Here is a 22,192-nt window from a genome sequence, read left to right on the forward strand (position 1 = left end):
TGCTTTCCCGGCGATGAGGCCTGCAGCGAGTGCCGGCGGCATCTTGGGCGGGAGGTGGCGGCGTGATGAGGACACCGCACCTGCTGGCCGGGGCTTGCGCCACCAGTGATCTCGAGGCCCCGTACCGGCATGCCGAGCTCGCGGTGTGGGACGAGGTGCAGCGCTGCCTTCTCGCGTATCCGCGGGTCTGGGCGTCACTAGAGGAGGGTGCGATGCTGCTCGGTGAGGAAGTCGACGAACTGTGGGACGAGGTCCGGTGCAACCGGATCGGGCGGGCCCGGGCCGAGGCTGTGCAGGTCGCTGCGATGGGGATCCGGTTCGTCGCTGATCTCTGCTCGACGAGCACGGGCGCACCGATCCGCCGCTGCCGGCAGGCAGCTACGGCTGCCCGACGGCTGCGGCCGGCGCTAAACCCGACGCGGCCGTTCGCTTCCAGTCATGAGGCCTTCGGGTTCATCAAACGCGAGTACGACGCCTTGTGGCTGGCCGTCGCCTGCGGGGGCGACCCGCGGCCCGCGGCGGAGCGCACCGCAGCGACCGCAATCCGTTTTGTCGCCGAAATCCTCTCCGCTGAAAGGTCTTTGGCATGAGCGAGCGAACCGTTATCTCCTTGCAGGAGGTCGCCCAGCAGACCGAGGAACGGTGGCGGGATCGTGCGCTGTGCTGCCAAACCGACCCCGAAGCATTCTTCCCTGAGCAGGGTGGCTCCACCCGTGCGGCGGAACGGGTCTGTATGCGTTGCGAGGTCAGGTCCGAGTGCCTGGGCTACGCGCTGGCCCACGACGAGCGGTTCGGTGTTTGGGGCGGGCTCTCTGAGCGGGCGCGGCGCGGGCTGCAGCGGGGGATCGCATGACGGTTACCTCTGTCGGCGCCGCGGCGGGCCCCACCCGAATCCCGTAACGCGCGTGGCGCTGGCGCCACCGCCCAGGAAATAGGAAAGAAAGGACATCCCTTATGAGCGGCACTGAACTGGCGATCACTGGGTGGGCGCGTGACGCCCGCGGCGCCTACATCGACGCGTTGTCCCCCGAGCAGCTGTTCGTCGACTACACCTACCAACGTCCACCCGACAATGCGCGGGCAGGGGCGCTGGCGGCCGGGTGGAACCGCAGGTTGGCCGGGGTGATCGAAGTCAGCGATCGGGGCGGCGATCACCACCCGCGGTATGCCGTGATCGACGGCCAACACCGGTGGCTGGCAGCCCAACGGCTCTCACCGTCGCCCATGATGGTGGCCACCATCCACGACGGCCTCAGCGTGGCCGACGAAGCCCGGCTGTTCGATCGGCTCAACCGAGAGCGGCGTCGAACCTCCACATGGGATCACTGGCGGGCCCGTAAAAGCGCGGGCGATCCGCTGGTGCTGGACATCGAAGCGGCCGTCGCCGCCGTTGGACAAGCCCACCAACTTGAACTCCGGATCGACAACGCGCCTCGGGAAGGCAATGTGCGCTGCACCGCCACACTGGAAAAACTCGCGGCCCTCGGCGGTGTCGACCTGATCCGCGACACCATCGATCTGCTCGTCGACGTGTGGGACGTCCGCCAAGACGGCTTCGACGCGCCGATCGTGCACGGCATCGGGCTGGTGTTGCACCACCTCGAGGAGCGCATCGACCTCGAACGGCTCACCGACACCTTGTTGGGTGCGATGCCGCTGCAGCTGAAAACCCAGGCGCTGGCTTTGGTCACCACCGGGCGTCAACCGGTGCGGATCGCTCTCACTGTGATGGCCCTGTACAACCGCAACCGGCGTGTGCCCGGCGCTCGGATCGACGTGACGCCGCGCACCTTCGGAGGCGGGGCACGCAACGCCCGCTCGCTACCAGCGTTGCCCGAATCGGCCTGACCGTCAACATATTTCACTAGGGAGCGAACGATTATGGCAGACACACCCCGAGCCGTTATTTCCGTTCTAGCAGGCCCGTCGGAACGCGACCGGTGGCGGGATCGTGCGCTGTGCGCCCAAACCGATCCGGAGGTGTTCTTCCCTGTCCCGGGTGGTTCCACCCGTGCGGCGAAACGGGTCTGTATGCGTTGCGAGGTCAGGTCGGAGTGCCTGGACTACGCGTTGGCTCACGACGAGCGGTTCGGCGTGTGGGGCGGGCTCTCTGAGCGGGCGCGTCGGCGACTGCGGCAACACCCAGGGGCTGAAGTCGCATGAACGTCGGAACAGCTGCGTGTGGCCGGCGGGCGAGGACAGATCTGGTGGCCGCGGGCGCGGGCCCGGCTGGGCGGGGTGGGGATCGGCCGGTTGTGCGGCCGCATCAGGCTGAGGCGCTGGTCGCCCTGGACGCCGCTTTGGGTGTGGGGCCGCGCGCGCGTGTGATCATGGCGTGCGGGACTGGTAAGACGCTGGTCGGCCGCTGGTATGCGCAGCGGGTCCGTGCTGGTGTGACGGTTGTGGTGGTGCCGTCGCTGGGCCTGGTGGCTCAAACCCTGAGCGAGTGGCGGTCGGCGGCGGGGTGGCCGTTCGAGGCGTTGATCACCTGCTCGGATCCCAGCACCGCCGACGGGGTCGGTGAACGCGCGGCCGACGACGGCCGCGACGTCGGCGCGCCGTTCTGGGCGCGGCTGCGCGCTCGGGTGACTACCAGCGCCGGGGTGGTGGCCCAGCGCCTGGTGGCCCATGATGCGGCGCGGCCGCTGGTGGTTTTTTCGACCTATCACTCTGTGCATGTCGTCGCGGCCGCGTTGCGCTCGGCTGGTGTGATCGCCGATTTGGTGCTCGCCGATGAGGCCCACACGCTGGCCGGCCGGTCGCGGCGTGAGTTCCGGGTGGTCCTCACCGATGAGCTGCCCGCGCGGCGGCGGGTGTTTATGACCGCCACCCAGGTGACCGCCGCCGCCGGGCAGGGCGGCGCGGTGTCGATAGATGACGGTGAGTTGTTCGGTCCGGTGGCCTATCGCCTTGATTTCGGCGACGCGATCGCGCGCGGTCTTCTGGTCGACTATCGGGTGTTGGTGTATGAGACGCCCGGCCAGTGTTTGGTCCCGGATCTGTTGGCGGCGTTGGCCGCCGCGGCCGGCCATGGGGTCGGCAGGGTGCTCAGTTTCCATGGCCGGGTGGCCAAGGCCCGCGCGTTCGCCGCCGCGGCGGACGGAGTTGTGCTGGCCGATGGGCGCACCGTGGTGGCGCGGTCGGTGGCCGGCGCTGATCCGGTCAAGCAGCGTGAGCAGGCGTTGGCGCTGCTGGAGGCCGCCCGGCCCGATGAGCTGGTGGTGGTCGCCAGCGCCCGATGCTTGAGTGCCGGCATCGACGTCCCCGCCGTCGACGGGGTGTTGTTCGCCGACCCTAAGCACTCCGACGTCGACGTGATCCAGTCGGTGGGGCGTGCGCTGCGCACCGCGCCCGGTAAACACGCCGGGCTGGTGATGATCCCGGTGTGCGTGCCGGCGGGGCTTGATGACGACACCGTGTTGTCCACCGGGTCGTTCGCCCCTGTGTGGCGGATCCTTCGGGGTCTGCGGTCGATGGACCAACGGCTGCGCGCAGGCGTGGGTGTGGTGCAGTACAAGGCTTCTCGGCGCGGCGTGGCTGACGGTTCACGCGGCCCGTGTGTGCAGTTCGACATCCCGTCGCTTGATTTGGCCTGTTTGCAGGCCCGTGTCGTCGACTTCTTCTCACCGGCCTGGGATGTCGCTTTGCGGGAGGTGGAAGCATTCGCCAACCAGCACGGGCACCTGCGGATCGGGCGCGGCACCCGGTTGGGGCAGTGGTGTGACCGGCAACGCCGCGCGCAGCGGGCCGGGATGCTGGCGCCTGAGCGCGCCGAACGGCTCGGTGCGATACCGGGATGGGCGTGGGATCTCGCCGAGCAGCGCTGGCTCGAACAATGGGCCCAGGTGCTCGCTGTTGCCCGGGCCGGTGACGGCATCGACGTCGCGGATCCGCACACCGCGCAGCGCGAACTGAGCCTGCCCGAAGCCCGCTCCCGTGTGCGGACTGTCGGGCGGTGGTGTGCGCGGCAACGCCAGCTCGAGCGCCGCGGGGAACTCGACGAATGGCGGCGCGCCAAACTGGCCGACATCCCCGGCTGGGACTGGCGCTGTATCGGTGAGCAGGACGCTCGGGGGGTGGATCTGCTCGCCGAGTGGGTCGCCTGGAAGGGGGACGCCAACCCGGCGACCGATGTGGTCGAAGACGATGTGGCGCTCGGCGCATGGCTCAACGATGTGCGCCGCCGACGCGCCACCGGGGGGCTGTCGCAAGTTCTGCTCGACGAGCTCGCCGTCGTCACACCCAGCCCGGGATCCCCGGGCGCTTTGCGCTGGTATACGTCAGCGACCGTGTGGCTGCTCGGGCTGGAAGCGTCGCGGCAGTTCGTCGCCCGCGAAGGTCACTGCCGGCCGCCCTACTCCCATTACGAGGACCTGCCCGACTACGGTGTGCCGCTGTATGACTGGTGTGTCCGGCAGCGGCACCTCTACCGGCACGGCCAGCTGCTGGCGGCCCGCGCCCGGATGCTCGCCCAGGTACCTGGGTGGCGGTGGGAACGCCAGCCGACACCGCGGATTCTGCTCGACATCGGCGACGCCCGCCACGGCACCCGCACCGGCTACGCCAAAGGCTGCAAATGCGAGGCCTGCACGCAGGCTAACCGGGTCGCGCAGGCCCGGCGGGCCCAGCACCGACCTCGTCGACGCCGCAGCGGCCCGCGCCCACCTCGCCGGCCTGAAAAGTCCCGGCGTTACCCAGAAATCGTTGGCGCGCGCGGCCGGGGTGAACGTGAAAACGATCGCCGGACTGATGTGCGGTGATACCCGCCGCATCCTGCCTAAGACCGAGTCGGCGATTCGCGCCCTGACAGCCGCCGACGTTCGGGCCGCGGCCGCGCCTGGCACGCAGGTCGACGCGGCGCCGACCTGGGAACTGTTGGACGACATGATCGGGCGCGGCTGGCCTAAAGCGTGGATCGCCCGCGAACTGCGGCTCGGGGCTTCGTTGCAACTGAGCCGAGGCACCGTCACGGCCGCCAACGCCGGCAAAGTCGCCGCCCTGGCCGAGCGCCTGGGCGATCGTGTGCCGCCGCCGCGGCGGCGGCGTCAGCCCGCGCCGCCCCTCGACGAGATCCTGGCCACAGACACCCGGCAACCGGCCGGCGGCGGGGAAGCGGCCGCATGCGCGGCGCGGTCCTTGTTCGAGCACGGCCACCGCCTCGGCCAGGCCGCGCAACGCAACACCCTGTCCGTCGAGGCCATTGCAGCGTTGGGCGCCACCGCCACGTCACGCCGCGCATCCTAAGGAGGTTTGCCATGCGGCTTTTCGGCACTAAGAACAACGGCACACCCGTGCGGTCAACATCCAAATGCGCTGCTTCACACGCTATTCGGAAAGCGGGAAACCACCATGTCTGACGACAACGCGGCGCACCGGGATGTGTTCACAGCGGTGCGCCCGCTGCTCACACACCTGATCTACGCGGCGGCCGGCGCGTGGGTGGCTGCCACCGTGCTGACCGGCCGGTTACCCGCACCCACCGCGACAACGGTTCCGGCGCCACCTAATTCGGGTGTCGTTCGAGTCGTCGTCGTCGTCGACGCTCCGGGACGTGACCATGACATCTGCCCGGACCGGCCACTACCCCCAGTGACCCCGGGTCTGGTGATTGGCCGCGTTCCGGCCATGACGAGCCCGATTCCTCAAGCCACACCCCAATCCCGTAACGCGCGTGGCGCTGGCGCCACCGCCCAAGTAAGGAAGTAGAGAACCATGAACCCAGGAAAAACGGCTGCAGAGCCACCCGTGTACGGGGCGCCCCTCGGGGAGATCCTGGCGCACGTGTGGTTCGACGGCTTCACCTCCGGCGCGTCGAGTGGCTGCGGCCTTTTCTTGCCCGGTGAAGCGGCGGACATGAAAGCCGTCGAACTCGCATCCGCGGCAATCCGGTCACCAGAGATCCGCGCTCAGGTCCACGTCGAAATCCAAGAACGTATGCGCATTTTCATGGCACAAGCGATGAAAACCGCCGAAGCTGTCCCCGGCCTCAAACCATCAGACCTCGGACACTTCGCTCAGCAACCCACCACCGCGGACAAGGAGTCTCGATGAATTATGTAGTGCAACCGCACCACACGCCAATCACATCTGCTGCCGGCGGAGATGGCGCGGCGGGCTTGCGGCCGCTTCCCGCCGGCCTGTCCACCACTGCATTCCGATCGATGAGGGCAATAGTAGCAGGTGAGGCGGGCTTTCCTGACGTTGATCCGCTCGCACAGTTCGGGGTCAGCGCGTGAACGTGATCATCGATCAGCGCACCGGCCGCCAACTGCGCCGGTTCGCGTCCTACGCCGAGGCGGCGGCGTATCGGCGGGATGTCCTGCGCCCGGCGCTGGATCCGGATCAGCCGTGCCCTTTTTTGATCCGCGGGGTGCCGCCGGCATGAGCGACCACGCAGCACGGGATGTCAGCTGGGACACCTGGTCGTCCGGTGGTAACGGGGCGGGGTTTCTTCGATGGGCTGAGCACGCGGTGATTTGGCGGTGGTTCAGCTTGTTGGCCCGCGACTGCTACCAGGCGGTCGGGTTTGGCGGCGCTCTGGTTGTGGCCGTCGTTGTCGTCGGCGCGCACTTCCTGTGGCGATTCCGCCGGCGGGTTTCGGCTTACCTTCGCAGGAACGGCGTTCTGCGGTGAGGGGTATTCGGCACACCGTCGAGGATCGGCGGCTCATCACCGTGGAGTGCCCGCTGAACACCGAACGTGTTGTGCTCAGTCGCGCTGGGGGCCTATTCCGACCTGTGCGCATTGTCGCGGATTGGTCGACCCATCGGGTCGACAGTTGTACGCGTCACATCCCGATCTACACGCTCACTGGCCCGCGCATCCTCAAGAGCGGGCTCGAGGGCCGCAGCGTCTGCCGGGTGTTCTCGCTCACCGATGCTGAGCCGCACTGGATTACCGACTGCACCGACCGGCATCGGCCCTCATGGGCGATGCGATGAAAGCCCAAGCCCGTTCGGCGGCGAGTACCGGCATGACTTCTACAACACGAGGCGTCCAGTTCCCTAACCGTGCCGCTGCGGCCATCGATGAGGTTGTCGATGCTCTGGCCGGGTACCGGCACCGGGGGGCGACCGAGAGACATATCCAGGACTCTGTCGAACGTGTCCTCGCCCACCGCGGGTGGGCGTATCACCGCGAGCATGCCCTATCTGCCCACGACCGCCCGGACTTCTTTCTGATCGACAGCGGGGTTGTCATCGAGGTCAAAATGAAGGCGTCCCGCTCGTTTGTGCTGATGCAGCTTGGCCGCTACGCGGTCCACGACGAGGTGTCGGCGGTGGTGCTGGCCTCACCCCGCTGCACCGTTGTCGCCGGTCTTCCAGCGGCCTTGTACAGCAAGCCGCTTACGGGTGTGCGGCTGCCGGGGGTGGGTCTGCTATGAACCAGAGAATTTGCGGGGAGTTGTCGTTGAGGGCCGGCAGGTGCTGGCATATCCGTGCTGAGCCCGATGTGATGATCCGGATCAAGCGGATTTTCCCAAGGGTGCAGCCGACCAACAGGGGCGGGATTCTCCTTTCGGCCACACCGGAGGTTGCTCGTGATCTGGAATGGGTGCTGGATCGATGGCCGATGCAGGTCCGCGGCTGTGATCGGGATCTGTTGCGTGTTGCCGCCGAAGAGCACCGGCGCGCGGAGCGTCGCGTCCAGGAGGCTTTAGCTGGGCGACTTGCGCTCCCGCGCACGGCGGGGTGGGTGGAGTCGGCGGTTCCGTTGCGCCCGTACCAGATTCAGGGCCGGGACTTGGTGCGTGCCGCGGGCGCCACGCTGATCGTTGACGAACTCGGCCTGGGTAAGACCGCCACCGCATTGGCGTTGCTGGAAGACCCGGCGGCGCGGCCGGCGCTGGCGGTCACATTGACCGCGCTGCCGGGGCAATGGCTGCGGGAGCTGGACAAGTTCTATCCGGGCCTGGTGGGGACGCAAATTTGTACCGGCAAGCCGCATGGGCTGGCCGTCGATGGGAAGATGCCCGATCTGGTGGTGATCAGTTACTCCAAGCTGGCTAAGTGGCAGCACCACTTGGAGGGCTTGTTCAACACCGTGATATTCGATGAGATTCAAGACCTTCGGCGCTCGGATTCGTTGAAATATGCTGCCTCCCAAACGATTGCGGCGACCGCTAAATACCGGACCGGGTTGAGCGCGACACCTGTGTACAACTACGGCGGCGAGATGTACTCGATCATCAATGTCCTTAAGCCGGACGCGCTCGGGGATCCCGGCGAGTTCGGCCGCGAATGGTGCGGGTCTGCCTACGGGCTTGGCCCCAAAACGGGTATCGATGACCCTGCTGCGCTGCGCCAGCATCTGATGGCGCAGGGGCTGTTTCTGCGGCGCACCCGCGCCGATGCCGGCATCGACCTGCCGCCTATCGAGGTCATCGAACAAGACGTTCCCTCCGACCAGGAAGTCCTCCGAAAATTGGAGGGCGGCGCTATCGAGATGGCGCGTCTTTTGCTGGAGCAGAGCGCCACCCCGCAGCAGAGATGGCGGGCGGCAGGTGATTTCGACTGGCAGATGCGGCAGATCACCGGCATCAGCAAAGCGCCGTTTGTCGCCGACTTCGTGAAGTTGCTGCTCGAGAGTCAGGAACGCGTAGCGCTTTTCGGCTGGCATCGCGCTGTCTATGGAATCTGGATGGAGCGGCTGGCCGATCATAGCCCGCGGCTTTATACGGGGTCGGAAACACCCAAGGTCAAAGACGAAGCTGTGCAGGCCTTCGTCAAAGGGGAGAGCCGGGTGTTGATCATGTCGCTGCGGTCGGGCGCCGGCTTGGACGGGCTGCAGGACGTGGCCTCCACATGTGTGTTCGGCGAGCTGGATTGGTCGCCTGGTGTGCACAAGCAGGCTATTGGCCGACTGGGGCGTCCCGGACAGCGGCGTCACACCCTCGCCTATTTCTGCACCACCAACGACGGCGCGGATCCGGTGATGATGCAAACCCTGGACATCAAGGCGATGCAAGCCGACCTCTTGATCGAACCCGATGCATGCCGTGACCTTGAACCAGTCGCCCACGGCAACCGGATTCAGATGCTCGCCCAGTCCGTGCTCGAACGCCACAACAGCCGTGCCGCCGCCGACGCACTGGCGCTGTTCGAGGGTGTGGCGTAATGACCGAATACATCGACAGCCCAGCGCTCGCCAAGTTCGTCACCGGCGCAACACATCACCCCAGGGCTATCTACGCCGCCCGCGGCGGGGGCGTCATGGCGTCGGCTGTGATTGCCAGTGCTGTTGGGCTGCGGCGCTCTTCGCGTTTGCCCGACAAGTACGGCATCTACCGGACCCCGGTGTGCCGCGAGTGCGGCCGCGACGAGTGGCCATGTGCCACCGCCCGCCTGCTGGGAACGTGGCCGGGCACAAATCTCCCAGCGTCGATACCCGCCCGCGGTGTGCGGACCCGCACATCTACCCCCACCACGTCCACCTGCGCTCACAGAGAGGGTGAAGCCATGCCACACAGCGCATCCCGCATCGGCTGGCTCGTTGTAGATCCGGCCGGCCGGCCCTACGCCTGGTACAGCCTGGCACTAGCGAAGACTGAAGCCCGCGCGTGGCGACTCCTTGAGCGCAGACGAAAGGCGCGCGCGCAGATGGTGGCCGGGGGCTGGACGGTGCGCGCCGGTCACGCCCACGGACTCGTGCCCGGCGCTGCCGATCTCGTCAAGGCCACCGCATGACACGCCTCGCCGCGGCCCCGGCTCACGCCGGGCCCCTCACCGCCACCACATGCGGCAACCGGCCCGGTGCGACGGTTGGGCGCAGCGGGGATCGGCCGGTTCCACGGATGCATCAAACCGAGGCGATGAACGCCCTGGACAGCGCCTTGGGTGAGCGGCCCCGCGCCCAAGTGATCATGGCTTGCGGCACAGGTAAGACGCTCGTTGGTCGCTGGTATGCCCAGCGGATCCGCGCCGGTGTGACGGTCGTCGTGGTGCCGTCACTGGGCCTGGTCGCCCAAACCCTCACCGAATGGCGGTCACCGGCGGGATGGCCGTTCGAGGCGTTGATCACCTGCTCAGATCCCAGCACCGCCGACGGGGCCCGTGAACGCGATGCCGGTGACGGTCACGACGTAGCCGCGCCCTTTTGGGCGCGGCTACGCGCACGCGTGACCACCAGCGCCGGCGTGGTCGCCCGGCGCCTCGTGGAGCATTGCGGAGCGCGGCCACTGGTGATCTTTTCCACCTACCACTCCGTGCACGTCGTCGCCGAGGCGTTGCGTTCGGCCGGCGTGGTCGCCGAGTTGGTGGTCGCTGATGAGGCCCACACGCTGGCAGGTCGGCCGCGGCGCGAGTTCCGGGTGGTCCTCACCGACGAGCTGCCCGCGCGGCGGCGGGTGTTCATGACCGCCACCCACGTGGCGGCCGCACCGCAACCGGGCTGCCCCGTTACCGAGGCGGTGTCGATGGATGACGTCGAGCTGTTCGGTCCGGTCGCCTATCGCCTCGATTTCGCCGACGCGATCGCCCGCGGCCTCCTGGTCGACTACCGGGTGCTGGTATATGAGACGCCCGGCCGGCGCTCGATCCCAGATCCGTTGGCGGCGCTCGCCACCGCTGCCGAGCACGGGGTCAGCAGTGTGCTCAGTTTCCATGGCCGCGTCGCTAAGGCCCGCGCGTTCGCCGCCGCGGCGGACGGAGTTGTGCTGGCCGATGGGCGCACCGTGGTGGCGCGGTCGGTGGCCGGCGCTGATCCGGTCAAGCAGCGTGAGCAGGCGCTGGCGCTGCTGGAAGCCGCCCGGCCTCACGAGCTGGTGGTTGTCAGCAGCGCCCGATGCTTGAGCGCCGGCATCGACATCCCCACTGTCGACGGGGTGTTGTTCGCCGACCCGAAGCACTCCGACGTCGACGTGATCCAGTCGGTGGGGCGCGCGCTGCGCACCGCCGCCGGCAAGGATGCCGGGCTGGTGATGATCCCGGTGTGCGTGCCGGCGGGGCTTGATGACGACACCGTGTTGTCCACCGGCTCGTTTGCCGCGGTGTGGCGGATTCTTCGCGGCCTGCGCTCGATGGACCAGCGCCTGACCGCTGGACTGGATGTGTTGCAGTACAAGCCTTCTCGGCGCGGTGTGGCTGATGGGTCGCGAGGGCCGTGTGTGCAGTTCGACATCTCGTCGCTGGCGGATCCGGCTCGCTTCCGCGCCCGCGTCGTCGACTTCTTCTCACCGGCCTGGGACATCACCCTGCGTGAGGTGGAAGCATTCGCCGCCGAACACGGCCATGTCCGGATGAGCCGCGGCACCCGGCTGGGGGAGTGGTGCGAACGCCAACGGCGTGCGCAGCGGGCCGGGATGCTGCTGCCCGAGCGCGCCGAACGGCTCAGCGCGATGCCCGGGTGGGCTTGGGATCTCGCCGAACAACGCTGGCTCGAGCAATGGGCACAGGTCCTGGGCGTTGTCCAAGACGGCGCCGGACTCGACGTCGCCGATCCCGGCGCCGCGCAGCGTGAACTGCGCCTGTCAGAGCCCCGCTCCCGTGTCCGCACTATCGGGCGGTGGTGCGCCCGGCAACGCCAGCTGCGGCGCGGCGGCGCACTCGACGAGTGGCGGCGCGCCAAACTCGCCGAGATCCCCGGCTGGGACTGGAATTGCATCGCCGAGGACGACGCCCAGGCGGTGGACCTGCTCGGCGAGTACGTCGCCTGGAAAGGCGACGCCAACCCGCCCGCCGACGTCGTCGAAGACGATGTCGCGCTCGGCGCCTGGCTCAACGGCGCGCGGCGCCGGCACGCCACCGGCCGCCTGTCGCAAGTCCTGCTCGACGAGCTTGCCGTCCTGACACCCAGCCCCGGATCCCCGGGCGCTCTGCGCTGGCACACGTCAGCGACCGTGTGGCTGCTCGGGCTAGAAGCGCTGCGGCAGTTCGTCGCCCGCGAAGGCCACTGCCGGCCGTCCTACTCCCATTACGAGAACCTGCCCGACTACTGCCTGCCGCTGTATGACTGGTGTGCCCGACAGCGGCACTCATACCGGCATGGGCAGCTGTTATCGGCCCGCGCCCGGATGCTCGCCCAGGTCCCCGGATGGCAATGGGAACGCCGGCCCGCACCGCGGGTCCTGCTCGACATCGGCGACACCCGCCACGGAACCCGCGCCGGCTACGTCAAAGGCTGCAGATGCGACGCCTGCACGCAAGCGAACCGAGTCAGCCAGGCACACAGAGCCGCGGCCGCCGCCGCAGGCGGGCCAAGCACCGATCTCGTCGACGCCGCAGCTGCCCGCGCCCACCTCATCAGCCTCAAAGGCCCTGGCGTCAACCAGAAATCGCTGGCGCGCGCCTGCGGGCTCAACGTCAAAACGATCGCCGGCGTGATGTGCGGCGATACCCGGCGCATCCTGCCCGACAGCGAATCGGCCATCTGCGCCCTCACAGCCGCCGACGTTCGGGCCGCGGCCGCGCCCGGAACACAGGTCGACGCGGCGCCGACATGGGAACTGTTGGACGGCATGATCGCCCGCGGCTGGCCCAAAGCATGGATCGCTCGCGAACTGGGATTCGGCACCTCCTTGCGGCTCAGCCGAATCGCCGTCACCGCCGCAAACGCCGACAAAGTCGCGAAGTTGGCCCAGCGGATCGGCGAGCGTGTGCCACCGTCGCGGCGCGCGCGTCAGCCTGTCCCGCGGCTCGACGCGATCCTGGCCGCCGATACCGGGCACTCGGCTGGGATCAACGGCGAAGCGCTCGCATGGGCGGGGTCCTTGCCTGAGCAGAGCTACCACATCAGCCGGGTCGCACAGCGCAGCGGCCTATCCGTCGAGACCGTTCTAGCGGCGGGCGCCGACGTGTCTCGTCGAGATCAGCGCGCAGCGTCGTAAGGAGGTTTGTTATGTGGCTCTCTGACAATCAGGGCACCGTGGCCCACACGTTGGCCGATCAGGTCGTGCAGGCGCTGGCCGGCCATATCTACGTGGGACGCTGCGAGACCCGGCTCCAGGACCGGGTCGCCCAGGTCCTCGGCGAGGCCGGGCTGGTGTTCGAGCGAGAGTCCCGGCTTTCCGAGCGGGACCGCCCGGATTTCCTCATCGCCGGCACCGTTGTGGTTGAAGTCAAGCTGAAAACCCCGCGCAGCGCGGTTCTGCGGCAACTCGGCCGCTACGCCGGCCACGAGCAGATCGAGGCGATTGTCCTTGCGTCGACGTCGACTCGCGCTGGACGCAATTGGTGTGCGCTGCCCCACAATTCGCCTCGTCCGCGGTCGGTGGTGAGCGCTATGCCTGACGACTCTTCGCGGCTGTTGATTGCGTGCCCAAAGGCGGTTGCCAGTCTGTTGACTGCCCGGCCGGTCGCTGCGCTGCGCGGGCAGCGTCCCGATGCGATCGAGGACCGGTTATTGGCGGCAACCTCCGGTGCCGGCGACACAGATGCCGTTCACGACGCCGCCACTGTCGTTGTACGGCTGCGTATCCGTATCGAGGATGCCGCCAAGCAGGAGGCCGCGGCGATGGGCAGCCCTGTTGCGATCGGCGTGATCGAGGGGGCGCTGGTCGGCACAATCGTGAGCATCGTCGCCAACGCGGCCGCTGTCGCGCAGCTGCGCGACGGCGAGGGCACGGCGAAGGTGGGCTATCTCATGGAGCTCGCCAGGCTGGACGGCGGCGCCGACATGCTAGGTCAAGGCACTGAGTCCGATGACAACAGGATCGCCGAAGATCACCGGCGCGCGGATCGTCGCGTCCAGGAGGTTTTAGCTGGGCGGCTTGCGCTGCTGTCGCCGCTACCCAGCCTGGATCTCGATCGCATCGATTGGGTGATCACCGGCGGTGAATCCGGGCCCCGTGCCCGACCGATGGATCCGCAATGGGCGCGCACCATCCGACATCACTGCCGCGCCAAAGGCATTGCGTATCTGCATAAGCAAAACGGTGAATGGGCCCCCACCGGCAGCTTTGCCTGGGGACAGCTGCAGCACGGTGAAACCTACGGCTCGGCCTTCGAGGAACATCACGGCCTGCGCGCACACGAGGTACTCAAACGGGTCGGAAAGAAGCGTGCCGGCCACGCCCTCGACGGGCAAATCTGGGATGAGTTCCCCCGGACGGTTCCGCGATGACGACCACTGCGCCCCCGATGTCGTACTTCGGTGGGAAAACTCGGCTTGCTGACCGTATCGTCGCGATGCTGCCGACCCATCACCACTATGTGGAACCGTTCGCGGGCAGTCTCGCGGTGCTGCTGGCCAAATCTCCGAGCCGGATGGAAACGGTGAACGACCTTGACGGCCAGTTGATGACGTTTTGGCGTGTATTGCGTGAGCGCCCAGACGAATTAATGCGGGTGTGCGCTCTCACACCGCACTCTCGCCGTGAGCATGAGTTCGCGTTCGGTATTGACGTGGACGCCCTGGGCAACGAGGTCGAGGTCGCCCGCTTGACATGGCTGAAGATCACCCAGGGCCGCAGCGGGACGTTACGCAAGACCGGGTGGCGGCACTTCGTCGATCCACGCGGATCATCCAGGAGCATGCCTGGGTATCTGGACAGTTACGTGGAGCGCATGACGGTCGCGGCCGAGCGCCTGCAACGCGTCAGTCTCGAATGCCGGCCAGCACTGGACATCATCGATAAATACGGTGCGGCGCACCAGGTGTGCCTCTACGTCGATCCCCCCTATCTCGGCTCCACACGCACAACCAGTGGATACCGAACCGACATGCGCGACGCGGTCTCCCACACAGCGCTCATCGATGCCCTGCTGCGCGCACGGGCGGCCGTTGTGCTCAGCGGCTACGCCAGCGACCTGTACGACGCGGCGCTCGGGTCCTGGTTCCGGGTTGAGATCCCGACGATCACCGGCCAGGGCGGTACCAAACAGGCACGAACAGAGGTGATCTGGTCCAACCGACCGATCGGCCAATTCCATCTGTTCGACCAAGTCGAGGCCTGCGATGCCTGAGCGTATCCCGTTCCCGAAATCTCTGGACGTCGCCAAGGCAATCGACAAGGCGGCCGGCGCCCAACGCGACGTAATCGGCCGCGGCGCCCCAGTCAAGCGGATGATCCCGGGTGCCAACCAGAACCGCACGGGTTCCTGCATCAAAGATAACGGTCGAGAGTACGTGCCGACCCAGACTGTGCCTGCAACACCGGAAGCTGTGCGGTGGCAGGGATGGGGAACTGCCCTCAAGCCATCGTTCGAACCGATCGTAGTTGCTCGTAAACCGTTGGCGGGCAAGGTTGCTGAGAACGTGCAGGCGCACGGGACGGGTGCACTAAACATCGACGGATGTCGGGTCCCGACCGCCGGTGAGGTCAATCCGTCGATCGCTCGGCGCAAGGGCCCCGCGAATCGACCGCAGCGCCGTTCAGCTGTCGATTCCGAGGCGGCTGGACGCATCGAGTCGCGAACCTTGCAGGACCGGTTCAGCAAGCCTCGGGAAGGGGAGGAGATGGGTCGCTCGCCGATCAATGTCGTGCTCGATGAATCACAGGCCGCCGACCTCGATCAGCAGAGCGGCGCGCGAGCCGCTGGAAGAACACCCGGCAAGCGGGCGGGCATCGGCTATGGATCTGGTGCTCAGGGCACCACAGGCGAATTCATACAGCACGACAGCGGCGGTGCGTCCAGGTTCTTCCCGACGTTCCGCTACCAGGCCAAAGCCGATAACACAGAGCGTCCACGCGTCGACAACGGGCAGCGTCCAACCGTCAAACCGCGAGATTTCACCCGCTGGCTCGTGCGGCTCGTGACACCTCCGCACGGCATCGTTCTGAATCCATTCGCGGGATCGGGAACCGCCGCCGAGGCGTGCATCCACGAACACATGCGCTGCATCACGATCGAGCGTGAGGCCGACTACCCACCGCTGATCAAACACCGACTCACCAAGCCTATGGACATCGGATTCGACTTCGGAGAAGCCTCGTGAAGCGAGCATCTCTTGCCAGGCGGCGGGTCGTTCTGCGCCGCGGCGGGTGGTCAAGTGCAGAGAAACGGTCGAGGTGCATGAGGCGAATCGCCCCATGCCGACCCATTGGATCGCTGACCTCGTCGACACTGAAAATGCCGACTATCACTCGCCGCCGGACTTGCCTGCAGCGGACCTGTTCGCGGCCGGCATTTCGTGGGTCAATCAGTGGAACTCGGGCATCGACGTCGGCCTCCCAGCACGCTGGAGCTGCATCGTGAGCCGCACTGTCACCGCACGCACGGTCGCCGTTCGACACACCATCCTCGCCGTACTGCGATCTGAGTGGCCGTTGCCGGTACCTACGGGCACCGTGTTGCTCGGCATGGCTGAGGCGATCGGCAGTTGCAATCGCCCGCTGCGGGCCGACGCCGAGTGCCGGCTCCTCTCGTCGGGATCGAGCTGTCGCGCGTGGTGCTGGTACGGCCCTGTGTACGCCCAGTTGCGTGCACTCAGTCGATTGGGTCTCGCTGAGCAGATTCGGCGCTCCGAGATGCCCAGTGCCTATTGGCGATACGTGCCTGACGACCGATCTGACTCCTACTTCAACGCCGCCGTGGCCGAAGTGGCAGACAAGGAGGACGACTGATGGTGCGAGACGTGCCGAACTTGGACCAGCCCGTCCGCCGGCGACTCCACGGCAGTGTCCGATGACCGGCGTTGCGGAGTCCGCGAATGTGGACTGCCTAGTCGGTCAGGCGGTGCGCGTGCTCGCGACAGGCGAGGTAGGCGACGTCACCGAGGTGGTCCGCTTCACCGACACCGGGCAGTCGTTGTGCCGGGTGCAGTGGTGGGCACCCGACGACAAGACCCCGGGCAGGCAGCGCCAGATCACCGCCTACTGCTATCCCAACCACCTCGAGCTCGTCCAAGACTGTGCGGGCCGCTCGTGACCGGTCCGCACGCCAAACACCCAGAAAACCCTATTGCCGGTCGACAAGTCCGGGAAGTGAAAGGAAGACAGGTCGATATGAGTGAATTACCGCAGGCTGCAGTAACTTTCGGTGCCAGGCTGACGGGCGCACCACGCGAGATGGTGCTCGCAGGGTTCAAGCTGGGTACCGAGATCGATGCGCGCTACGCGGCGGGTCTGGCGGATGCTGATCGCTGCGAAACAGGCATCCCACGGGTCGGGTGGTGTTCGTGATGCGTATGGAGGCGGTGTGTCCTGCCGGGATCCGGGTCCTTCGCGTGCGACCATCACCTCGGATAGCGCTCACGGGAAGGAGACCCCACCAAGGCACGCGGCCCACCGGTTGGTGGCGCGTCGACACAATTTTCTGTCTTTTACCGCTTGCGGGCGTCGTGACAGCGCCTGGCTGGAGCGCGATTACGTTCACCATGCCTGCGTGTCTGGGCGACGGTGTTTTTCAGCGCGCAGTTTCGGGCCGTATTCGTTTTTGTGGCTCTATTGTGCGCTGTCACTGCGCATTTCAGCCAGAGGGACTGTCGCGGTGAGGGCTGCGTGGTTGTCGTGCGCCCGCAACCTGCATAACGCGCTGTCGTCAGTTATGGCCCAGGACAGGCGTTTCCGTTTCGCGTACTGGCCGCGGCGGCGGCGGATCGGGAGGTGACCTGCTGACGCAACTCCGGCGCTGACAAGCGCTTCACACAACTTCACAGTGAATCAGTTGAGATCCCCAACCACAAGCCCGAGTAGTTACGGGTGGGAGTCCGCACCAAAGCAGGGCGCCACGAACGCCCTGCGGGTGCCGACAGAACCGAAGTTCCGGGATCTCCGTAAACAAGGAGAGTTACCGTGACAGGTAGACTTGATGATAGCACGCGCCCTTTTTCGGGCGCGAAATGCCAGGTCAGCAGCGGCGAGGCGGTTTTTGGCCCTGTGCGGGCGGCTGCCCGCACGTGTGGTCGCGAGGGTGTTGCGGCGGCGGCCCCGCCGCGGGTCGGTTCGCTTAGCGGCGGCCTGCGCTCGCCGCGCTGGCGTGAGGGTCGGCGCCGGGCTCAGGTGTCGGTGGCGCGCCGTGAGTGGGTGTGCGCGCATGCAGCCGTCTCCCCGGCGATCCCGGTGTGGGGTTCTCGCAGTGCGTGGATTGCTGACGTGCGGGCATGGACCGTGGAGCGGGATTTCGGTGTCGTGCGCGACAGTGTCCGGGTATCAATCACGTCCGCCACACTGGTCGCGGTAGCGGGGGTGTGGGCGGCGTTCGCCAATCACCACACGGGACGCAACGCCGCCGTGACGCGCGAGACGATTGCTGCCAGAGTCGGGTGCGACGTGCGCACGGTGAGCCGGGCGTGGAAGGTGCTCGGCGCGGCCGGATGGGCAATAGAAGCCCAACGCGGACATGGCTCAGCCGCTACCCCGAGTGCCGGTAAGCGGCCCTCTATTTGGCACTTGGTACCGCGGCGGAAGCCCGTGCCCCAGCCTGTGCCGCCAGCCGGCGATCCTGTGGAGTTTGTCCACCTACCCCCGAAGGGGGTGAGTACTTCTCTACCTCTCGTAGAGAATTACTCACCAAGCGCGCCTGCGGCCGCGCCCGGTCAAAGTTTGCCTCGATCCGCTGACCGCCGCCCGCAACGGCGGCGGCGTTCGCGCACCACGCCGCTCCCCATGGCTCTGCAGCGCCTGGCCGGCCAACTCGTCACAGCATCACACGGGCTCGATCACGGTCACATCGGCGGGATTTGTGATGCGATCACCAGCGCCGAGATCGACCCCCACGCATGGACAGCGCGCCAGCTCGGCGACGCACTCAACGCCGACATGCGCGCACGGGGCACGTGCTGGCCCGACCACATCGAGAACCCTGCAGCGTTCTTGGCCGCCCGGCTACGGCGTCTACCAGCCCGCCCCGACACCGTCACCGACCTCGCCGCGCGCCGGGACGCCAGTAGCCTGCCCCGCCAGGAAACCACCGCGCCGCAACCAGCCCGCAGGCCGGCAACTGCCCAACAGCGCGCACACGCCATCGAGATGTTCGGTGCGATGGCTGCACGGCGACACCACGCCCCCGGCCGCGAGCCCTCCCGTCACGGCATGTCTGCCCGGCCGATGTCGCAGGAGTCAGCCGTCACCGGCCACGACATGCGCGTGCGGGTCCGCGGGTCCGCGATGACAGTCGGTGAGTTGTTGGCGCTCACGCCGGCGGGCCGCTGTGTGGGCTGCGGCTCGATCGACGCCACCATGCGCACCGAACTTCCGCTGCCGTGCCTGGCCTGCGATGCCTGCTACCGGTCCGCCTGCACCGAACCCGGCGGCGGTAACGGTGACGGCTGCCCAGTGGACCACGGCCCCGGCCGCGCTTGCCGAGACGTCACCGCGGCCGCCAGCTAACGTTGCCGTCGCTTCCGTAACACCGGATTCGCTTACTACCCAACACCATCCGCGACGCCGACGATCACAGAAAAGGGAAGATCACATGTCACATCGTCACCATCGCCCCGCTGTAGGGATCGAGACCGCACACCTTGGCAGGCTGCTGATCCTGGCGAATGGCCGGCCCTACGCCTGGCATCGTTTCGACGAGTCCACCGCCGGGGATCGGGCGGCGGCCGCGGCCCGTTTACTGCCTGACGCCGCCGAATGTGACGCGGTCCTGGGTGTGGGCCGGACCGTCGCCGCTGGGCGCCCCCAGCGTCTGCTGGCGGCTTCGCAGGCGATGGAGATATCGGCGTGACCACGCTCGACGACACCCCCCGCCGCGCCACCGCCCCCCACCAGGCCGGCGCGGTCAATCTCGACCGGCAACCGCCCCAGGATAAAACCGCTGAACAGTCCGTCCTGGGGGGCATGCTGCTCTCCAAGGATGCGATCGCCGATGTCGTCGAACGGCTGCGCCCCGACGACTTCTACACCCCCGCCCACGAGCTGATCTACGACGCGATCCTGGATCTCTATGCCCGCGGCGAGCCCGCCGACGCCGTCACCGTCGCCGCGCAACTCGACAAGCGGGCCACGCTGCGCCGCATCGGCGGCGGCCCCTACCTGCACACCCTGATCTCCACCGTGCCGACCGCCGCCAACGCCGGCTACTACGCGGGCATCGTCGCCGAAAAAGCCGTCCTGCGGCGCCTCGTCACGGCCGGCACCCGGGTCGTGCAATACGGCTACGCCGGCGCTGAGGGAGCCGACGTCGCCGAGGTCGTCGACCGCGCGCAAGCCGAAATGTACGACGTCACCCAACGCCGGACCTCTGACGACTTCGTCGCGCTCGAGGAGCTGCTGCAACCCACGCTCGACGAGCTGGACCTGATCGCCCAGCACGGCGGCACATCTCGCGGCGTCCCCAGTGGCTTCATCGATCTCGACGACCTCACGAACGGGTTCCAACCCGGGCAGATGATCGTCATCGCGGCGCGGCCCGGGTTGGGCAAATCGACACTGGCAATGGATTTCATGCGGTCATGCTCGATCAAACATCAGATGCCCAGCATCATCTTCTCACTCGAAATGAGCAAATCCGAGATCGTGATGCGGCTGCTGTCCGCCGAAGCCAAAGTGAAACTCGCCGACATGCGCTCAGGCCGGATGAGCGACGACGACTGGACCAGACTGGCCCGCCGAATGAGTGAAATCAGCGAGGCGCCACTGTATATCGACGACTCGCCGAACCTGACCATGATGGAGATCCGCGCCAAGGCCCGCCGGCTCAAACAGAAAGCCGACCTACGGATGGTCGTCGTGGACTATCTGCAGCTGATGTCATCAGGCAAGAAAGTCGAATCACGCCAGCTCGAGGTGTCTGAATTCTCCCGACAGCTCAAACTTTTAGCCAAAGAACTCGAAGTCCCCGTCGTCGTCCTCAGTCAACTCAACCGAGGCCCAGAGCAGCGCACCGACAAGAAACCTCTGCTGTCCGACCTACGTGAATCAGGCGCGATCGAGCAGGATAGCGATATAGTGATTCTGCTCCACCGGCCCGACGCCTTCGACCGCGACGGTCCCCGCAGCGGCGAAGCAGACCTTTTCGTGGCGAAAAATAGGGCGGGCCCAACCTTGACTTTGCCCATCGCGCACCAGTTGCACGTGTCCCGCTTCGTCGACATGCCACGACACACTAATCACGTTGTGTCCCAAGCGATTTAAGTAGATCACGGTCGATTACATCTAGGGCGTCGGTCCAGAGTGCCAGCGGCCGAAACCCCGAGACCAACTCGGTTGGGTGTGAACGTCGGTTCCCGCGGTTTCACCACCAACACGGAAGCCGCCGATGACGACTGACGTGGAAAAACGACCCAACTGGGGCCAACTCAGGTGATCACACGCAGCCACCGCGCGGCGCCGCTCACCCTCGGTGACGAACGCCCGGTCGAGCAGCTCGCCAGCACTGGTGGCCACCGCCACGAATTGCCGGGCGGCTTGGGCCATGTCTTGGTTTAGATGGCTTCGCCCGGGGCGGAGCCCCATCGGGAGGCTGCCGCCACCGGGCGAGTGAGCCGGTGAGGCCCTTGCCGGGAGAGGCCCGGAGGTGGATAGCGCTCGCGGGATGCCCTCTCGGATGCCCTTAAACAGACATGCAGTACGACCTGCGAGAATGTCTCATAAGGAACATCTGCGGCCAATGATAGACGTTCGGTCCCATACACGCCGCAACCTAACGGGCGTGTTGATGTCCGTTAAAGGGCATACCCGCTGAACAGGGCGTCGGGTGCGATGTCGGCTAAAGAACAAAACCGCAGGTTGACGATTCGCGTACGATATTGCGCAAATCAATCCCCAGGGAAGGCGCTGTTGCATGGCGGGCACTAGGGAGCCGAGGCAAGCTCCGGGCCCCTGTGCGCCTGCTGCGCAGGCAAAACGCCTTCTGGGCATCGATCCTCGGACGGCTCGGAAACGGATCCGTAGCGGAGAACTGCCGGGCTTCATTACCGCAGGCGACAGGTACTTCTTTTACACGGAAGTTTTTCACGGGACCGCCAACGCGGGTTCTGCTGAGTTTGGGTCCGGGGAGGAGTTGGCGGCTCTACGCGCCCAACTTGATGCCGCGAATCGTTCGCGCGAAGAACTCCACACGGAGTTGACGTCGACGGCCGCGAAGCTCGTGGCGGCCGAGGAGGCGAAGAGGGTTCTGATCGCCGCGAATTCGCTTACGATCGATGCCGCGAAGAAGCTTCGTGAGGGTAGTGAGGACCTCTTCAAAGTTGTCGAACTGCAGCGAGATCTGTTGGCTCAGATCGTTGCGCCGGATGACTTGCGGGACATACACATAAGCAGTTGATGGCGTCGACGAGATCATCCGGGGCGCCCGTGGCCGTGCCCGAATCGGCCATTGACCTGCCAGCTCAGCGCCGCCCACTGAGGTAGCGGAACTTGAGAACC

At 66.7% G+C, this 22,192-nt stretch carries 23 protein-coding genes and 2 pseudogenes; 24 read left to right on the plus strand and 1 reads right to left on the minus strand.

The window, feature by feature from the left end; translation table 11 throughout:
* The first annotated feature begins 65 nt into the window (after window positions 1-65).
* The 23 genes and pseudogenes from M5I08_RS25510 to dnaB all read left to right on the plus strand — a co-directional run.
* A complete protein-coding gene (locus M5I08_RS25510) occupies window positions 66-590 on the plus strand; it encodes a hypothetical protein (RefSeq protein ID WP_219068198.1) in 525 nt (174 codons plus the stop codon).
* A complete protein-coding gene (locus M5I08_RS25515) occupies window positions 587-853 on the plus strand; it encodes a WhiB family transcriptional regulator (protein WP_219068199.1) in 267 nt (88 codons plus the stop codon). Before M5I08_RS25510 ends, M5I08_RS25515 begins: the two co-directional genes overlap by 4 nt.
* A 101-nt stretch (window positions 854-954) precedes the next feature.
* On the plus strand, window positions 955-1,848 hold the full coding sequence (locus M5I08_RS25520; RefSeq protein WP_219068200.1) for a DUF6551 family protein: 894 nt from the start codon (window positions 955-957) through the stop codon (window positions 1,846-1,848).
* Between the two features lie 33 nt (window positions 1,849-1,881).
* Window positions 1,882-2,163 carry a WhiB family transcriptional regulator gene (locus M5I08_RS25525; protein ID WP_219068201.1) on the plus strand — a complete coding sequence of 94 codons (282 nt, stop codon included), beginning with the start codon at window positions 1,882-1,884 and terminating at the stop codon, window positions 2,161-2,163.
* Between the two features lie 44 nt (window positions 2,164-2,207).
* On the plus strand, window positions 2,208-4,760 hold the full coding sequence (locus M5I08_RS25530; RefSeq protein ID WP_249763515.1) for a DEAD/DEAH box helicase: 2,553 nt from the start codon (window positions 2,208-2,210) through the stop codon (window positions 4,758-4,760).
* Complete coding sequence (locus M5I08_RS25535; RefSeq protein WP_249763516.1) at window positions 4,750-5,244, plus strand: hypothetical protein; 495 nt, start codon at window positions 4,750-4,752, stop codon at window positions 5,242-5,244. Before M5I08_RS25530 ends, M5I08_RS25535 begins: the two co-directional genes overlap by 11 nt.
* 105 nt (window positions 5,245-5,349) lie before the next feature.
* Window positions 5,350-5,706 carry a hypothetical protein gene (locus M5I08_RS25540; RefSeq protein ID WP_219068202.1) on the plus strand — a complete coding sequence of 119 codons (357 nt, stop codon included), beginning with the start codon at window positions 5,350-5,352 and terminating at the stop codon, window positions 5,704-5,706.
* A 6-nt stretch (window positions 5,707-5,712) separates the two neighbouring features.
* Window positions 5,713-6,051: a hypothetical protein gene (locus M5I08_RS25545; protein WP_219068203.1), complete on the plus strand. Its 339-nt coding sequence runs from the start codon at window positions 5,713-5,715 to the stop codon at window positions 6,049-6,051.
* Window positions 6,052-6,232: 181 nt separating this feature from the next.
* Complete coding sequence (locus M5I08_RS25550; RefSeq protein ID WP_219068204.1) at window positions 6,233-6,385, plus strand: hypothetical protein; 153 nt, start codon at window positions 6,233-6,235, stop codon at window positions 6,383-6,385.
* Complete coding sequence (locus tag M5I08_RS25555) at window positions 6,382-6,633, plus strand: hypothetical protein (protein WP_219068205.1); 252 nt, start codon at window positions 6,382-6,384, stop codon at window positions 6,631-6,633. Before M5I08_RS25550 ends, M5I08_RS25555 begins: the two co-directional genes overlap by 4 nt.
* A gap of 340 nt (window positions 6,634-6,973) precedes the next feature.
* Window positions 6,974-7,384, plus strand: a complete 411-nt coding sequence (locus M5I08_RS25560; RefSeq protein ID WP_219068207.1) for a hypothetical protein — start codon at window positions 6,974-6,976, stop codon at window positions 7,382-7,384.
* A 26-nt stretch (window positions 7,385-7,410) separates the two neighbouring features.
* Complete coding sequence (locus M5I08_RS25565; protein ID WP_249763517.1) at window positions 7,411-9,117, plus strand: SNF2-related protein; 1,707 nt, start codon at window positions 7,411-7,413, stop codon at window positions 9,115-9,117.
* On the plus strand, window positions 9,117-9,686 hold the full coding sequence (locus M5I08_RS25570) for a hypothetical protein (RefSeq protein ID WP_219068209.1): 570 nt from the start codon (window positions 9,117-9,119) through the stop codon (window positions 9,684-9,686). The genes M5I08_RS25565 and M5I08_RS25570 overlap by 1 nt, the downstream gene beginning before the upstream one ends.
* Window positions 9,687-9,793: 107 nt before the next feature.
* Window positions 9,794-12,823, plus strand: a complete 3,030-nt coding sequence (locus M5I08_RS25575; protein ID WP_219068210.1) for a DEAD/DEAH box helicase — start codon at window positions 9,794-9,796, stop codon at window positions 12,821-12,823.
* Between the two features lie 11 nt (window positions 12,824-12,834).
* Window positions 12,835-14,058, plus strand: a complete 1,224-nt coding sequence (locus M5I08_RS25580) for a DUF5131 family protein (RefSeq protein WP_219068211.1) — start codon at window positions 12,835-12,837, stop codon at window positions 14,056-14,058.
* Complete coding sequence (locus M5I08_RS25585) at window positions 14,055-14,900, plus strand: DNA adenine methylase (RefSeq protein ID WP_249763518.1); 846 nt, start codon at window positions 14,055-14,057, stop codon at window positions 14,898-14,900. The genes M5I08_RS25580 and M5I08_RS25585 overlap by 4 nt, the downstream gene beginning before the upstream one ends.
* A 175-nt stretch (window positions 14,901-15,075) precedes the next feature.
* Window positions 15,076-15,247: pseudogene (locus M5I08_RS27390) on the plus strand (site-specific DNA-methyltransferase); the annotation flags it as partial.
* 146 nt (window positions 15,248-15,393) lie between these two features.
* Window positions 15,394-15,873 carry a DNA methyltransferase gene (locus M5I08_RS27395; protein WP_440271484.1) on the plus strand — a complete coding sequence of 160 codons (480 nt, stop codon included), beginning with the start codon at window positions 15,394-15,396 and terminating at the stop codon, window positions 15,871-15,873.
* 94 nt (window positions 15,874-15,967) lie between these two features.
* Entirely contained in the window at window positions 15,968-16,501 is a 534-nt protein-coding gene (locus tag M5I08_RS25595) for a hypothetical protein (RefSeq protein ID WP_219068228.1), read from the plus strand.
* Window positions 16,502-16,562: 61 nt separating this feature from the next.
* A complete protein-coding gene (locus M5I08_RS25600; protein WP_219068213.1) occupies window positions 16,563-16,805 on the plus strand; it encodes a hypothetical protein in 243 nt (80 codons plus the stop codon).
* A 1,679-nt stretch (window positions 16,806-18,484) separates the two neighbouring features.
* Window positions 18,485-19,207, plus strand: a complete 723-nt coding sequence (locus M5I08_RS25605) for a hypothetical protein (protein ID WP_219068215.1) — start codon at window positions 18,485-18,487, stop codon at window positions 19,205-19,207.
* An 85-nt stretch (window positions 19,208-19,292) separates the two neighbouring features.
* On the plus strand, window positions 19,293-19,550 hold the full coding sequence (locus M5I08_RS25610; protein WP_219068216.1) for a hypothetical protein: 258 nt from the start codon (window positions 19,293-19,295) through the stop codon (window positions 19,548-19,550).
* A 65-nt stretch (window positions 19,551-19,615) separates the two neighbouring features.
* Window positions 19,616-20,959 (plus strand): annotated as a pseudogene (gene dnaB / locus M5I08_RS25615) (replicative DNA helicase); the annotation flags it as partial.
* A 21-nt stretch (window positions 20,960-20,980) separates the two neighbouring features.
* Here dnaB and M5I08_RS25620 read toward each other — a convergent pair.
* Window positions 20,981-21,241 carry a hypothetical protein gene (locus M5I08_RS25620; protein ID WP_219068217.1) on the minus strand — a complete coding sequence of 87 codons (261 nt, stop codon included), beginning with the start codon at window positions 21,239-21,241 and terminating at the stop codon, window positions 20,981-20,983.
* Window positions 21,242-21,608: 367 nt separating this feature from the next.
* Between M5I08_RS25620 and M5I08_RS25625 the strand changes: the two genes are divergently transcribed.
* Window positions 21,609-22,091 carry a MerR family transcriptional regulator gene (locus M5I08_RS25625; protein WP_249763519.1) on the plus strand — a complete coding sequence of 161 codons (483 nt, stop codon included), beginning with the start codon at window positions 21,609-21,611 and terminating at the stop codon, window positions 22,089-22,091.
* The last annotated feature ends 101 nt before the right edge of the window (window positions 22,092-22,192 follow it).

Origin of the sequence: Candidatus Mycobacterium methanotrophicum, from assembly GCF_023515995.1 — a bacterium.
Classification (GTDB): Bacteria; Actinomycetota; Actinomycetes; order Mycobacteriales; family Mycobacteriaceae; genus Mycobacterium; species Mycobacterium methanotrophicum.

Excerpts from the sequence above, each read along its gene's own strand:
- M5I08_RS25620 (WP_219068217.1), bottom strand. The coding sequence starts at position 21,241 with ATGGCCCAAGCCGCCCGGCAATTCGTGGCGGTGGCCACCAGTGCTGGC.
- M5I08_RS25610 (WP_219068216.1), top strand. The coding sequence starts at position 19,293 with ATGTCACATCGTCACCATCGCCCCGCTGTAGGGATCGAGACCGCACAC.
- M5I08_RS25600 (WP_219068213.1), top strand. The coding sequence starts at position 16,563 with ATGACCGGCGTTGCGGAGTCCGCGAATGTGGACTGCCTAGTCGGTCAG.
- M5I08_RS25585 (WP_249763518.1), top strand. The coding sequence starts at position 14,055 with ATGACGACCACTGCGCCCCCGATGTCGTACTTCGGTGGGAAAACTCGG.
- M5I08_RS25570 (WP_219068209.1), top strand. The coding sequence starts at position 9,117 with ATGACCGAATACATCGACAGCCCAGCGCTCGCCAAGTTCGTCACCGGC.
- M5I08_RS25555 (WP_219068205.1), top strand. The coding sequence starts at position 6,382 with ATGAGCGACCACGCAGCACGGGATGTCAGCTGGGACACCTGGTCGTCC.
- M5I08_RS25515 (WP_219068199.1), top strand. The coding sequence starts at position 587 with ATGAGCGAGCGAACCGTTATCTCCTTGCAGGAGGTCGCCCAGCAGACC.
- M5I08_RS25520 (WP_219068200.1), top strand. The coding sequence starts at position 955 with ATGAGCGGCACTGAACTGGCGATCACTGGGTGGGCGCGTGACGCCCGC.
- M5I08_RS25580 (WP_219068211.1), top strand. The coding sequence starts at position 12,835 with ATGTGGCTCTCTGACAATCAGGGCACCGTGGCCCACACGTTGGCCGAT.
- M5I08_RS25525 (WP_219068201.1), top strand. The coding sequence starts at position 1,882 with ATGGCAGACACACCCCGAGCCGTTATTTCCGTTCTAGCAGGCCCGTCG.
- M5I08_RS25540 (WP_219068202.1), top strand. The coding sequence starts at position 5,350 with ATGTCTGACGACAACGCGGCGCACCGGGATGTGTTCACAGCGGTGCGC.
- M5I08_RS25545 (WP_219068203.1), top strand. The coding sequence starts at position 5,713 with ATGAACCCAGGAAAAACGGCTGCAGAGCCACCCGTGTACGGGGCGCCC.
- M5I08_RS25560 (WP_219068207.1), top strand. The coding sequence starts at position 6,974 with ATGACTTCTACAACACGAGGCGTCCAGTTCCCTAACCGTGCCGCTGCG.
- M5I08_RS27395 (WP_440271484.1), top strand. The coding sequence starts at position 15,394 with ATGGGTCGCTCGCCGATCAATGTCGTGCTCGATGAATCACAGGCCGCC.
- M5I08_RS25595 (WP_219068228.1), top strand. The coding sequence starts at position 15,968 with ATGCCGACCCATTGGATCGCTGACCTCGTCGACACTGAAAATGCCGAC.
- M5I08_RS25575 (WP_219068210.1), top strand. The coding sequence starts at position 9,794 with ATGCATCAAACCGAGGCGATGAACGCCCTGGACAGCGCCTTGGGTGAG.
- M5I08_RS25510 (WP_219068198.1), top strand. The coding sequence starts at position 66 with ATGAGGACACCGCACCTGCTGGCCGGGGCTTGCGCCACCAGTGATCTC.
- M5I08_RS25605 (WP_219068215.1), top strand. The coding sequence starts at position 18,485 with ATGGCTCTGCAGCGCCTGGCCGGCCAACTCGTCACAGCATCACACGGG.
- M5I08_RS25625 (WP_249763519.1), top strand. The coding sequence starts at position 21,609 with ATGGCGGGCACTAGGGAGCCGAGGCAAGCTCCGGGCCCCTGTGCGCCT.
- M5I08_RS25535 (WP_249763516.1), top strand. The coding sequence starts at position 4,750 with ATGTGCGGTGATACCCGCCGCATCCTGCCTAAGACCGAGTCGGCGATT.